The following is an 11,581-nucleotide window of genomic DNA, read 5'->3' as shown; positions in this document are numbered from 1 at the left end:
CGACGCCGCGCGCGCTACCGCCTCATGAGCCGCAGGTGTACGCCGATCAACCGACCGGTGACAAAGTAACCCCTGCGATCACCGTGTGGAAGGTTTTCTTCTCAGTTCGTGCTGACCGGGCGGCCGGAGGTCTGCCAGGCGTGCATGCCGCCGTCGAGGTTGATCGCCTCGCGGCCGAGCTGGTTCAGGAACTGGGTGGCCATGCCGGAACGGCCGCCGACCGCGCACACGCAGAGCACCTTCTGGTCCAGCGGCACCTCGCCCACGCGCTCCTGGAGCTCGCCGAGCGGGATGTGCGTGGCGCCCTCGATGTGACCGCGGTCCCACTCGTCCGGCTCCCGCACGTCGAGCACGAACGCCTCCGCCAGCAGGTCGTCGTCGAGCTCGGCCACCACGACCGAAGGAATCTCCTGGTTCCGGAACATGCCCCAAGCATGTCAGACCCGGGGGGAGGCGGTTGCCCGGAGTCCGGATAAGGCGTTGACAGCGGACGGCGGATTTCGGACCGTGGCTCGAAGGAGGCTGCGGTGGCACTGATTCAGGGGATCCCGGGGGAGTTCGAGCCGCAACCCTGGGGCGAGGCGATCCTGCGGAGTCGCGAGCTGCTCCTGCTCCGCATCGCCTGCCGGCCACCGGACCACGAGGTACGTCTGCCCGGCCTCGCGACCACGCCACGGCACGTCGTCGAGGACCACACCGGGAAGGCGCTCACCTGGCGCCGCGACGGTGACGACCTGGTCGTCCGGCTGCCGGAGGCGGGTGAGCCACCGGTGGTCCGCGTCGCGCTGCAGGGCAAGCTGCGGATCGTCCCGCCCGACACCGTCACCGCCAACGCGGACGGCGTCTGGGACCTGACTCCGACCGGTACGCCGGCCCACCTCGTCGCCCGCCGCGCCACCGATGTCGCCGTACGGTTCTTCGGCCTGATCGATGCCGACACCCGGCACCAGATCCGGTTGGCCGGTCGCAGGTACAGCGTGACCGGTCACGACCTGACCCGGACCACGATCGGCCCGTTCCCGATGCCCGAACTCCGCGTCCTTCCGCTGCCTGTGCCGGCCGGCGTACGGCGGGTGCTCGTCGCACCGGTCGGCACAGTGCTGGCCTCGATCCACCCCGGCCGCGACGAACTCACCGTGGTCGTGACGAACTTCGGCCGGACCCCGGCACGTGGCGAAGTCGAGCTCCCCCTCCCGGCGGACTGGTCCGCGAGCAAGCAGGCGTGGACGTTCGACGGTCTCGACCCGGGCCGGTCGATCGGATGGGCGACACGGATCGCCGGCCCGGCCGGTGCACGCGAACTGCGAGTGCGCCTGGACGCGGGCCGGCGCTCGGCGTCATCGCCGTACGTCGTGGACCTCTGAGAGGGACGCCTCCTCCTTGGCGGGCAGGCACTTGCCGAGGTTGACGAAGAAGAAGATCAGGCCGAGGGTGATGGTGATGTGGCCCAGGCCGGAGATGCCGTCGAGGGCGGCGCCGGGCTCGTGGCCGAGCACGGTCATCGAGCCGCGGACGATCATCAGCCCGACGGTGAGCGCGAGGCCCGCGTTGTAGACCCAGAAGAACGCGGTGAAGAGCTTGCCCGCGGTCAGGGTGAAGAGTTTCTCGAGCGCGAGCACGATCAGGAAGAACAGCATGCCCAACGCAAGGATGTGCGTGTGGACGACGCTGAGCTGCGAGTCGCCGGTGAAGTCGTTCAGCTTGGTGAACTCGCGGTAGAACAGCCCGCTGATCAGTCCGAGAATCATGTAGACGTGTGCTGCCACGTAGATCTTCCGCATGGGCGGGAACCTACTTGAGCAGCTTCGACAACCTCCGGTCGGCCAGCGGTTTGCCGCCGGTCTGACAGGTCGCGCAGTACTGCAGGGAGGAGTCGGCGAAGCTCACCTCGCGGACGATGTCGCCGCAGACCGGGCACTTCTGGCCCTTGCGGCCGTGCACCCGCAGACCGGACTTCTTCTCCGACTTCAGGTCCTGTACGGCGAGGCCGGCGGAGCGGTCGACCGCGTCCTTGAGGGTTTCGCGCATCGCGTCGTACAACGTCTCGAGCTCGTCGTCGGACAGGTTCGACGCCGGTTTGAACGGGCTCATCTTCGCGACGTGCAGGATCTCGTCGGAGTACGCGTTGCCGATGCCGGCGATCACGGACTGGTTCCGCAGGACGCCCTTGAGCTGGACGCGACCCTGGCCTTTCAGGATCTCGCCGAAGTCCTCGAGCGACAGCGTGAACGGGTCCGGGCCGAGGCGCGCGATCCCCGGGACCTCGGAGACGTCGCGGACGACGTACACCGCGAGTTTCTTCTGGGTCCCGGCCTCGGTCAGGTCGAACCCGGAGCCGTCGTCCAGGACCGTCCGGAGCGCGATCGGACCCTTGCCCGGGCGCACCAGGCCGGTCGACTGCTCGTCCTTCCACCGCAGCCAGCCCGCCCGGGCCAGGTGGATCACCAGGTGCACGCCCTGCGCGGAGATGTCCAGGAACTTGCCGTGCCGCTGCACGTCGTCGATCAGCAACCCGACCATCGCCGAGATCGGCGGGTCGTAGGTCTTCAGCGCACTGATCGCCGTGATGTCGGCCCGCACAAAGGCATGCCCAACCGCCCGCTCCCGCAAAAACACGGCCAGCGACTCAACCTCCGGCAACTCAGGCACCCTCCTAGTGTGCCTGATGCCAGGGACAGTTCCGGTGGATCACCCATGGGGATGGGTTGTGGGTACCGGTAGTTTCGGTGGCAACAGAGTTGGGAGGCCCTGATGGGGTTTGTGAAGACGATGCTCAAGGGTGCTGTCGTGGCCAAGTTGGTTCAGGTCGCGCAGCGCGAGTTGAGCAAGCCGGAGAACCAGCAGAAGATCAAGCAGGCAGTGCAGAAGGTGCAGCAGCGCCGGGCTCACTGAGGCTTGTGGGCCTGAAGGGTGTAGGTGGCGGCCAGGCGGTGCGGGTTCTCCGTCAGGCGCCACTCACCTTCGGCGTCCTCGGTCATCAGGCCGGGGAGGGCGTTCCACGGTGCGCTGTCGTGCTCGGTGAGTGAGTCGAACACCAGACCGGCCGTCTGTACGGCGGTGATGGTCTCGCCGAGCCCGTGGTTCCACTCGTGTGTCTCGGTACTGCTGAACTCGGCGTCGGTCTCGACGTAGGTCCCACCTTCGTCGACGACGCTCGGCGCTGCGGTCTCGAAGTACGGGTATCGCACGTCGGCGTACCGCTCACCAGGCTCCAGGGTGCCCAGCATCGGGTGGCCCTCGCGGACGAACAGTCGGCCGCCCGGCTTCAGCAGGCCGGCCACGACCTGGGCCCAGCGCTCGATGTCCGGCAGCCAGCACAGCGCGCCGATCCCGGTGTAGACGAAGTCGTACGCCGACGCGCCCAGCACCGGCACCGCGTCGTAGGCATCTGCCACGTGGAAGTCGACCGACAACCCGAGCCGCGCTGCCAGCGACCGGCCGTGCTCGATGGCCGGCTCCGAGAAGTCCAGCGCACTCATCCGCGCACCGAGCCGCGCGAGCGACACGGTGTCGGTGCCGATGTGGCACTGCAGGTGTACGCCGCGCAGCCCACTGACGTCACCGAGCCGCGGCCGGTCGAACCGAACCACCGCACTGAGGTACGACGGGTCGGACAGGAAGTCGTCGACGTGGTAGCTGGGCGACGCCACGTGCGCCGGCACCCGCTCGTCCCAGTTGGCCCGGTTGACGTCGCGATAGTCGCTCACATGCTCGAGGGTAGAGCTACCTCCACCGTCGAGGAGGATTCAGCCTGACTGTGCACTCAGGGTTGCCCTGATGTGCTGGAGTACATGAGCCAGGTACTCGATCGAACGCGGATTCAGGACATCGACGCGCTGCGTGGTTTCGCCCTCCTGGGCATCTTGGTCGTGAACATCACCTTCGCCGCCTCCGGGTTCCCGATCCACCTGGCGCAGAATCCGGCGTACGACTCCTGGCTCGACCACTCGGTGCACTGGCTGTCGTCGGTGTTCGTGGACATGAAGTTCTACCTGCTGTTCTCGTTCCTGTTCGGGTACAGCTTCCAGTTGCAGATGCAGGCGGCGCAGCGAGCCGGTGCAGCGTTCAGACCACGGATGCTGCGGCGGCTCGGCGGTCTGTTCGTGCTCGGGGCACTGCACGGCGTCTTCCTGATCACGGGCGACATCCTGAGCGTCTACGCGATCATCGGCCTGGTCCTGCTCGCCATGCGCCGAGTGAAGGACCGTACGGCGCTCCTGGTCGCAGGAGGCATCTACGCGTACCTCTTCATCACCCTCGCGCTCGCCGCGCTCTTCGTCGACACCACGCAGTTCACCGACCCCAGCACGGCAGTAGCAGCCGCACAGGAGACGACTGCGAACCTGGCGGGCTCGTTCAGCGCCGTCATCGGCGAGCACGTCCGCGCGCTCCCGACGTACGGCCTGTCGCTGCTGACGGTGCAGGGCCCGACCACACTGGCCGCGTTCCTCGTCGGCATGGTGGCCGGTCGACGGCGCCTGCTGCAGAACACGCACGGGGCCGATGCGCTGCTGCGGCTGATCCAGCTGGTCGGGTTCGCGATCGGTATCACCGGCGGGCTCGTCTACGCGTCGGGCGGTAACGGCGACACCAGGGCAGTGCTGATGAGTGTGATGACAGCACCGTTCCTGACTGCGGCGTACGTCGCTTCACTGCTGCGAATCATGCACTCCGACCGCGGGGAGGAGATCCGCCAACTACTAGCACCGGCCGGCCAGATGGCCTTGTCGAACTACCTGGGGCAGTCGGTGGCGACCATGCTGATCTTCACCGGTGTCGGCTTCGGACTGTCGGGTCAGGTGTCTCCACTGGAGACAGTGGGCCTCGCGGTCGGCATCTTCGTCCTGCAAGCGCTGCTGAGCCACGTCTGGCTCAGCAGCTTCCGCTACGGCCCGGTCGAAGGCCTGCTGCGGGCGGTCACCAATGGGACCGCCCCCAGCTGGCGAAAACTCACTCAGGCCGCGTGACGGCCGTGGTGCAGGCGGGCCGTGCGGATGCTGTGCACTGTCCCGGTGGTGGAAGCAGGCTTGTGGTTGAAGGGCTTGGCCGCTGCGCCGAGGGCGAGCAGGTCGAGCTTGGTCCGGGCCACGTCACGGTCGTCGGCGATCCAGGTGCCCCGCGGTCCGGCAGCCGGACCGGTCGAGTTGCGCCTGTTGCTGATCTCCAGAGCCGCGATCACGGCCAGCACGGTGACTACGAGAACGATGTATCCGGTCATGGCAGTAATGATTCTATCTATCAGATCCTGCCACCAGTGGCACTATTGACATAGTCCGACAAATTACTGCCATACTGGCGAGATGCTGCAGAAGATCGCCGTCGTCCTGATGGAGGACGTTGCCCTGTTCGAGTTCGGCGTACTGGCCGAGGTCTTCGGAATCGACCGCACCGACGACGGTGTGCCGCCCTTCGACTTCAAGGTGTGCTCGACCACGCCGGGCGTGCCGATGGAGACCAGCAGCCACTCCCAGGTGGTCGCGCCGTACGGGCTGGAGGAGCTCGAGGACGCCGACCTGATCGGCATCCCGGCCACCACCTGGCGGCACGCGTACGACGAGCGGATCCTGGACGCGCTCCGGCGGGCCGAGGCGCGTGGCGCGATCCTGCTCACGGTCTGCTCGGGAGCGTTCGTGCTCGGTGCCGCCGGCCTGCTCGAAGGCCGGGCCTGCACGACGCACTGGCGCTACATCGACAAGTTCCATGACCAGTTCCCGGCCGCGAAGCTCGACCCGGACGTGCTGTTCGTCGACGACGGCAACATCATCACCAGCGCCGGCACCGCGGCCGGGATCGACGCCGCCCTGCACCTGGTACGGCGTGAGCTCGGCAGCGCGGTCGCGACCCGGATCGCCCGCCGGATGGTGGTCCCGCCGCAGCGCGACGGCGGCCAGCGGCAGTATGTCGAGGTACCGGTGCCGGAGTCGTCCGGACAGAGCCTGCAGCCGGTCCTCGACTGGATGGTCGACAACCTGACCGTCGACCACACGGTGCCCGCGCTGGCCCGGCGCGCACAGATGTCCGAGCGCACCTTCGCCCGGCGCTTCGTCGCCGAGACCGGTACGACGCCACTCAAATGGGTCACGACCCAGCGCGTCCTGCGGGCCCGCACCCTGCTCGAACAGACCCGGATGGGCATCGAGCAGATCGCCACCGAGTCAGGATTTGGGACGGCCGCGCTGCTCCGGCACCACTTCCGTAGGGTGGTGGGCGTGCCACCACAGGATTACCGCCGCACCTTCCGGACCGCCGGCTGATGGTTGCCTACCGCAACACTGCCGCGACCGACATCGACGCAGTACTGAGGTTCTGGGCGACCGCCGCCGAGGATTCGCACCGCCCGCCGGACTCGGCCGACGCCGTCCGGCGGCTGATCGAGCGTGATCCGGAGGCGCTGATCCTTGCCGTCGACGGTGACGTGGTCGTCGGCTCGATCATCGTCGGCTGGGACGGGTGGCGCTGCCACCTGTACCGCCTGGCCGTCGCGCCGACCCATCGCCGCCAGGGCATCGGCCGCGAACTCGTCGCCCGCGCCGAGGCCCGCTTCCTGACGTACGGCGGAACCCGCGCCGACGCGATGGTGCTCGACGACAACGCCCCCGCGCACCGCGTCTGGTCCACCGCGGGCTACGCGCCGCAGCCCGAGTGGTCGCGCTGGGTCAAGCCGCTCTGACCCGCCCGATGTGAGCAAGGCATCACCGGGCGGATTTGCATCGCCACCCCACGCTCTGGCTAAGGTCACAGGGGGGTAACAGGCGAACGTAGATGGAGTGGTTGTGACGACGCCGGACCGCCCCCCGGGCAGGACCGCACGCCGACTGAGCTGGGACGTGGTGCGGGTCCTGGCGGTACTGGCAGTGATTTTCACGCACACGACGTACATGGGCCCGTTCCTGCACCCTGAGCTCGGCGCACCGCTCGGGCCGTACCCGTTCCAGGTCGGTGCCAGCATCCTGCTGGTGATCAGCGCGTACTTCGTCTGCGTGACGGTCCGGAAGGGCTCGACGTACCGCTGGTTGTGGCGGCGGGTGTGTCGCGTGCTCCCGCCGTACTTGATCGCCGTGCTGTTCACCTACCTGGTCGTGGTGCGGTTCGGGCCCAGCAATTGGGTGCTGCCGACGCGGCGTGATCTCTGGAGCAACCTCACGCTGGCCGCCTCGTTCGACCCGGGCGTCCAGCTCATCGACGGCTCGTACTGGACGCTGCCGTTGCAGCTGATGGCGTTCGGCGCCGCGGCGCTGCTCTGGCCGCGCGGCCTCGGGCGGCGGATCACCACGCTGCTCTGGATCATGATCATCGCGCCGGTCGTGCTGCAGTGGAACGACCGCATCGGCCACAGCCCGTTCTGGGTGCAGCAGGCGTGGAACGGTCTCGGACTGCATCGCCTGCAACTGTTCGCGATCGGCATCGCGATCTGGCTCTGGGCCCAGCGGCGCATCGGTGTGGTGCATCTCGCCGCCCTGCTCGTGGCGACCGTCTTCGCGCAGCACGCGCACACGTCGGATCTGCCGTCGTCGCTGGGCATCGGGGTGCTGCTGGTGATCGTCGCGCTGGCCGCACGCGGTCCGGACTGGACACTGCTCACCGGCTTCCGGCGACCGATCCAGTTCCTGGCGCGGATCTCGTTCGGGCTGTACCTGCTCAACCAGGTGGTCGGCTATCTGATCGCGTACCGCCTGATGGAGCTCGGCGCGGACCGGCTCACCCAGATCGCGGGCGCGGTGATCGGCGTGAGCGGGCTCGCCTGGCTGCTGACGAAGTACGTCGAGGAACCGGCGTACCGCGCCTTCGCCCACCTCCGCGTCCGCGGTCTCGGGGCCCGCGCGTTCGCCTGGCTGAATACTTGACATCGGATACTCACAAACTAATACTCGATTTCGAGTAATCGAGATCGAGGAGGGCGCATGGCGCGGCGCAAGGTGGCGAACCCGCTCGCGTTCGCGGTGCTCGGGAGTTTGAGCGAGCGGCCGATGCACCCGTACGAGATCTCGACGATGCTCCGGGCCCGTGGCAAGGACCAGAGCATCAAGGTGAACTACGGCTCGCTCTACGCGGTCGTCGCGGCGCTCGAGAGGCACGGGTTCGTCGAGGCGCTGGAGACGGTTCGGGAGGGCAACCGGCCGGAGCGGACGGTCTACCAGATCACCGAGGCGGGCTCCGCTGAGTTCCGCGACTGGCTGGCAGAGCTCGTCGGTACGCCGGCTCGGGAGTTCCACCCGCTGGAGGCCGGGCTTGCCTACCTGCCCGGTCTGCCGCCCGATCGCGCCGTCGAGTTGCTCGAGCAGCGGCTCAAGGCGGTCGACACGGAGATCTCGGAGATCACCGCGGCACACGACCACATGGCCTCGATGGAGTTCCCGCGGATCTTCTGGGTCGAGTCGGAGTTCCGGCTGGCGCTGCTCCAGGCGGAATCGGCGTACGTTCACCAGCTCGTCGAGGAGATTCGCACAGACACGCTGGGCGGCTCCAGGTTCTGGCGTCAGGCCTGGAAGCTCTATCTGGAGGAGGGCATCAGTCCTGTCGAGCAACTGAAGGATCCCGTCAAGTACTTCGGGCAGGAGTTCGCCTGGATGCAGGCGATACCGCCGGAAGCCCGATAAGAGACGGCCCTCGACCCACGGTGCGGCAACACCAGGGTCGAAGGCCGCAGTTCCTCGAGTCGGTCCGAAGACCTGGCACCCAAGGGCACAACCATCAGGATAGCCAGCTCGGACCGACTCCCGATCCCTTAGGGAGTCATGTGATGGCTACGCATGCCGTCGAAGCGGTCGAGCTGGTCAAGACGTACCCGGCCGGCCGCAAGAACCCACCGCTTCGTGCGCTCGACGGCCTGACCGTCAGCGTCGGAGAAGGCGTCGTACTCGGTCTGCTCGGACCGAACGGCGCGGGCAAGTCCACCACCGTCAAGATCCTCACCACACTCTCCCGAGCCGACTCCGGGACCGCCGTGGTCGCCGGATACGACGTGAATCGTTCGCCGGACCAGGTACGACGCTCGATCGGCTATGTACCGCAGAAGTCCAGCTCGGACCCGATGGCGACCGGTCTCGAGAACCTGGTGCTGAGCGGGCGCATCTTCGGCCTGTCCCACCAGGAGTCCTTGCAGCGTGCTCGTGAACTGCTCGAGCGCTTCGGGCTGCGGGAGCACGGCAGTCGCCCGGTGAAGACGTACTCCGGCGGCATGCAGCGCAAGCTGGACGTCGCGCTCGGCCTGGTCCATCGGCCGAAGGTGCTGTTCCTCGACGAGCCCACCACGGGACTCGACCCCGAGGCCCGCGCCAACCTGTGGAACGAGGTAGTCCGGCTGTCCGGCCAAGAAGGTCTGACCGTGCTGCTGACCACGCATTACCTGGAAGAGGCCGATCGGCTGGCGGGGCAGCTCGCGATCGTCGACCACGGCCGGATCGTTGCCGAGGGCACCCCCGAGGCATTGAAGGCCTCGTTGCGTGGCGACTCCGTACATGTCGAGCTCGTCGATCCGGACACCGACGGGACGGTCCGGGCGTTGCTCGGGCAGCTGCCTGGCATCGGCGAGATCGTTGTCGAAGGCAACACGCTGCGTGCACGGGTCGATCGCGGCGCAACCGCCGTACCTGCTGTGCTGGGAGCCCTTGAGGACAAGGCGATTCCGGTTGTCGCGGTCACCGTGTCGCGGCCGTCGCTGGATGACGTGTATCTGCAGCACACCGGTCGCTCGTTCCGCGTGGCGGAGGAGGCGGCATGATTGCGCACACGGGTCTCGTCTTCGGGCGGTGGATGCGGGCGTCGTATCGGCAACCGGCGTTGATCGCGTTCACGTTGGTGCAGCCGGCGATCTGGTTGCTGTTGTTCGGGCAGCTGTTCCAAGGCGTCGTACGGCTCCCTGGGTTCGGCGACTCGTCGTACATCGCCTTCCTGACGCCGGGGATCGTGATGATGACGGCTCTGATGACGAGCGGCTGGAGCGGTACGTCGTTCGTGCAGGACATGGAGCGCGGCGTGATGGACCGGATGCTCGCGTCACCGGTCAGCCGCGGCGGGCTGATGGCGGGACAGTTGCTCAGCAACGCGACGACCACGTTGATCCAGACGATCCTCGTGTTCGCGATCGGAATCGCCGCGGGCGCGCGGTACGACGGCGGGATCGTCGGGTATCTGGTCACGATCGTCGCGTCGATGCTCGTCGGTACGGCGTTCGGGTCGCTCTCGAACGCGGTCGCGCTGCTCACGCGTCAGCAGGAGGCGTTGATCGGGATCTCGCAGTTCGTGTCGCTGCCGCTGACGTTCATGTCGTCGATCATGATCGACCCGACGGTCGCACCGCACTGGGTGAACGTCGCGGCCCGCTTCAACCCGGTCGACTGGGCCACCATCGCCGCCCGCCAGTCCCTCGCCGCCGACCCGAACTGGTCGTCGGTGTGGCGGCACTGCCTCTATCTACTGGCCTTCACACTGATAGTCGGCTGGCTGTCCACCCGAGCCTTCCGTACATATCAACGGTCAGTTTGAGGCGTACCAAGGCTTGATCACGTTGTCGATGATGGCGAGGCGTTCGTCGAAGGGGATGAAGGCTGACTTCATCGCGTTGATCGCGAACCAGCGCAGGTCGGGGAGGCCGTAGCCGAACGCTTCGGCGAGCAGGGCGAGCTCGCGGCTCATCGACGTACCGCTCATCAACCTGTTGTCGGTGTTGACGGTGACCCGGAATCGGAGCTTGGCGAGCAGGCCGATCGGGTGGTTCGCGATCGAGTCGGCCGCGCCGGTCTGCAGGTTGGAGCTCGGGCACATCTCCAGCGGGATCCGCCGGTCCCGGACGTACGCCGCGAGCCGCCCGAGCTCCGCCTTCTCACCTGCCTCGTCGTATGTGATGTCGTCGATGATCCGTACGCCGTGACCGAGCCGGTCCGCCCCGCACCACTGGATCGCCTGCCAGATCGACGGCAGCCCGAACGCCTCGCCCGCGTGGATGGTGAAGTGCGCGTTCTCGCGCTGCAGGTACTCGAAGGCGTCCAGGTGCCGGGTGGGCGGGTACCCCGCCTCCGCGCCGGCGATGTCGAACCCGACCACGCCCGCGTCGCGGTACGCGACCGCCAACTCGGCGATCTCCATCGAGCGCGCCTTGTGCCGCATCGCGGTCAGCAACTGCCGCGCCACGATCGGCCGCTCGGCAACCGCCATCCCGTGCTCGAACCCTTCCCGGACCGCATCCACGACCTGCTCGAGCGTGAGCCCCTTGGTCAGGTGCTGCTCGGGGGCGTAGCGGACCTCGGCGTAGACCACCCCGTCCGCCGCAAGGTCCTGCACGCACTCACTGGCCACCCGTTTGATCGCCTCGGCGGTCTGCATCACGGCAACCGTGTGATCGAACGTCTCCAGGTACCGCTCCAACGACCCCGAGTCCGCCGACTCCACGAACCAGGCCCCGAGCTCCCCCGCATCCGTCCGCGGCAGCACATGCCCGATCTCCCCCGCCAACTCAACCACCGTCGCCGGCCGCAGCCCACCATCCAGATGGTCATGCAAAAGGACCTTGGGCGCCGCGTTGAGCTGCTCGGGACTGATCATCCAGCCATAGTGCCATCCGGCAAACGTTCAAGACTTGGGG

15 protein-coding genes are annotated in these 11,581 nt (G+C 67.5%); 9 read left to right on the top strand and 6 right to left on the bottom strand.

The features are described 5' to 3' along the window. Positions 1-101: 101 nt before the first annotated feature. On the bottom strand, positions 102-425 hold the full coding sequence (locus tag EV137_RS18005; protein ID WP_133783548.1) for a rhodanese-like domain-containing protein: 324 nt from the start codon (positions 423-425) through the stop codon (positions 102-104). A 102-nt stretch (positions 426-527) separates the two neighbouring features. On the opposite strand from EV137_RS18005, the gene EV137_RS18000 reads away from it, so the two are divergent. Further along, positions 528-1,364: a hypothetical protein gene (locus EV137_RS18000; protein WP_134130075.1), complete on the top strand. Its 837-nt coding sequence runs from the start codon at positions 528-530 to the stop codon at positions 1,362-1,364. Here EV137_RS18000 and EV137_RS17995 read toward each other — a convergent pair. Together EV137_RS17995 and EV137_RS17990 are read right to left on the bottom strand one after the other, a co-directional pair. After that, positions 1,338-1,781 carry a DUF2871 domain-containing protein gene (locus EV137_RS17995; protein WP_133996976.1) on the bottom strand — a complete coding sequence of 148 codons (444 nt, stop codon included), beginning with the start codon at positions 1,779-1,781 and terminating at the stop codon, positions 1,338-1,340. The two genes, EV137_RS18000 and EV137_RS17995, sit on opposite strands and share 27 nt — an antisense overlap. Positions 1,782-1,791: 10 nt before the next feature. After that, the gene (locus tag EV137_RS17990) at positions 1,792-2,649 is read right to left on the bottom strand and encodes a DNA-formamidopyrimidine glycosylase family protein (protein ID WP_133996973.1); all 858 of its coding nucleotides are present in this window, start codon (positions 2,647-2,649) and stop codon (positions 1,792-1,794) included. 102 nt (positions 2,650-2,751) lie between these two features. Here EV137_RS17990 and EV137_RS40615 point away from each other — a divergent pair, with 102 nt between their 5' ends. Then, positions 2,752-2,892, top strand: coding sequence for a hypothetical protein (locus EV137_RS40615; RefSeq protein WP_165546414.1), 141 nt, complete (start codon positions 2,752-2,754; stop codon positions 2,890-2,892). On the opposite strand, the gene EV137_RS17985 is transcribed toward EV137_RS40615, so the two are convergent. Beyond that, positions 2,886-3,707: a class I SAM-dependent methyltransferase gene (locus tag EV137_RS17985; protein WP_133996970.1), complete on the bottom strand. Its 822-nt coding sequence runs from the start codon at positions 3,705-3,707 to the stop codon at positions 2,886-2,888. The genes EV137_RS40615 and EV137_RS17985 overlap by 7 nt on opposite strands. A gap of 84 nt (positions 3,708-3,791) precedes the next feature. On the opposite strand from EV137_RS17985, the gene EV137_RS17980 reads away from it, so the two are divergent. After that, complete coding sequence (locus tag EV137_RS17980) at positions 3,792-4,967, top strand: DUF418 domain-containing protein (RefSeq protein ID WP_134130074.1); 1,176 nt, start codon at positions 3,792-3,794, stop codon at positions 4,965-4,967. Here EV137_RS17980 and EV137_RS17975 read toward each other — a convergent pair. Beyond that, positions 4,955-5,218: a hypothetical protein gene (locus EV137_RS17975; protein ID WP_133996964.1), complete on the bottom strand. Its 264-nt coding sequence runs from the start codon at positions 5,216-5,218 to the stop codon at positions 4,955-4,957. The two genes, EV137_RS17980 and EV137_RS17975, sit on opposite strands and share 13 nt — an antisense overlap. A gap of 82 nt (positions 5,219-5,300) precedes the next feature. On the opposite strand from EV137_RS17975, the gene EV137_RS17970 reads away from it, so the two are divergent. The 6 genes from EV137_RS17970 (at position 5,301) to EV137_RS17945 (ending at position 10,485) form a co-directional block, all read left to right on the top strand. Further along, entirely contained in the window at positions 5,301-6,254 is a 954-nt protein-coding gene (locus EV137_RS17970; RefSeq protein WP_133996961.1) for a GlxA family transcriptional regulator, read from the top strand. Beyond that, positions 6,254-6,670: a GNAT family N-acetyltransferase gene (locus EV137_RS17965; RefSeq protein ID WP_134130073.1), complete on the top strand. Its 417-nt coding sequence runs from the start codon at positions 6,254-6,256 to the stop codon at positions 6,668-6,670. The genes EV137_RS17970 and EV137_RS17965 overlap by 1 nt, the downstream gene beginning before the upstream one ends. A gap of 103 nt (positions 6,671-6,773) precedes the next feature. After that, positions 6,774-7,844: an acyltransferase family protein gene (locus EV137_RS17960; protein ID WP_166679924.1), complete on the top strand. Its 1,071-nt coding sequence runs from the start codon at positions 6,774-6,776 to the stop codon at positions 7,842-7,844. 57 nt (positions 7,845-7,901) lie between these two features. Beyond that, the gene (locus EV137_RS17955) at positions 7,902-8,597 is read left to right on the top strand and encodes a PadR family transcriptional regulator (RefSeq protein ID WP_134130071.1); all 696 of its coding nucleotides are present in this window, start codon (positions 7,902-7,904) and stop codon (positions 8,595-8,597) included. Positions 8,598-8,740: 143 nt separating this feature from the next. Next, positions 8,741-9,721: an ATP-binding cassette domain-containing protein gene (locus tag EV137_RS17950; protein ID WP_134130070.1), complete on the top strand. Its 981-nt coding sequence runs from the start codon at positions 8,741-8,743 to the stop codon at positions 9,719-9,721. Continuing rightward, positions 9,718-10,485 (top strand): ABC transporter permease, encoded by a 768-nt coding sequence (locus EV137_RS17945; RefSeq protein WP_133783570.1) that lies wholly within the window; start codon positions 9,718-9,720, stop codon positions 10,483-10,485. Before EV137_RS17950 ends, EV137_RS17945 begins: the two co-directional genes overlap by 4 nt. Here the strand turns inward: EV137_RS17945 and EV137_RS17940 are convergent. Continuing rightward, complete coding sequence (locus tag EV137_RS17940) at positions 10,477-11,541, bottom strand: adenosine deaminase (RefSeq protein ID WP_133996942.1); 1,065 nt, start codon at positions 11,539-11,541, stop codon at positions 10,477-10,479. The genes EV137_RS17945 and EV137_RS17940 overlap by 9 nt on opposite strands. Positions 11,542-11,581 lie beyond the last annotated feature (40 nt).

This window comes from Kribbella pratensis, from assembly GCF_004366075.1.
Classification (GTDB): Bacteria; Actinomycetota; Actinomycetes; order Propionibacteriales; family Kribbellaceae; genus Kribbella; species Kribbella pratensis.
This window is presented reverse-complemented; position numbering and strand designations above follow the sequence as displayed.

What these genes read in the sequence shown, in the direction of transcription:
- EV137_RS18005 (WP_133783548.1), bottom strand. Translation starts at nt 425, where the DNA reads ATGTTCCGGAACCAGGAGATTCCTTCGGTCGTGGTGGCCGAGCTCGAC.
- EV137_RS17995 (WP_133996976.1), bottom strand. Translation starts at nt 1,781, where the DNA reads ATGCGGAAGATCTACGTGGCAGCACACGTCTACATGATTCTCGGACTG.
- EV137_RS40615 (WP_165546414.1), top strand. Translation starts at nt 2,752, where the DNA reads ATGGGGTTTGTGAAGACGATGCTCAAGGGTGCTGTCGTGGCCAAGTTG.
- EV137_RS17980 (WP_134130074.1), top strand. Translation starts at nt 3,792, where the DNA reads ATGAGCCAGGTACTCGATCGAACGCGGATTCAGGACATCGACGCGCTG.
- EV137_RS17975 (WP_133996964.1), bottom strand. Translation starts at nt 5,218, where the DNA reads ATGACCGGATACATCGTTCTCGTAGTCACCGTGCTGGCCGTGATCGCG.
- EV137_RS17970 (WP_133996961.1), top strand. Translation starts at nt 5,301, where the DNA reads ATGCTGCAGAAGATCGCCGTCGTCCTGATGGAGGACGTTGCCCTGTTC.
- EV137_RS17965 (WP_134130073.1), top strand. Translation starts at nt 6,254, where the DNA reads ATGGTTGCCTACCGCAACACTGCCGCGACCGACATCGACGCAGTACTG.
- EV137_RS17955 (WP_134130071.1), top strand. Translation starts at nt 7,902, where the DNA reads ATGGCGCGGCGCAAGGTGGCGAACCCGCTCGCGTTCGCGGTGCTCGGG.
- EV137_RS17950 (WP_134130070.1), top strand. Translation starts at nt 8,741, where the DNA reads ATGGCTACGCATGCCGTCGAAGCGGTCGAGCTGGTCAAGACGTACCCG.
- EV137_RS17945 (WP_133783570.1), top strand. Translation starts at nt 9,718, where the DNA reads ATGATTGCGCACACGGGTCTCGTCTTCGGGCGGTGGATGCGGGCGTCG.
- EV137_RS17940 (WP_133996942.1), bottom strand. Translation starts at nt 11,541, where the DNA reads ATGATCAGTCCCGAGCAGCTCAACGCGGCGCCCAAGGTCCTTTTGCAT.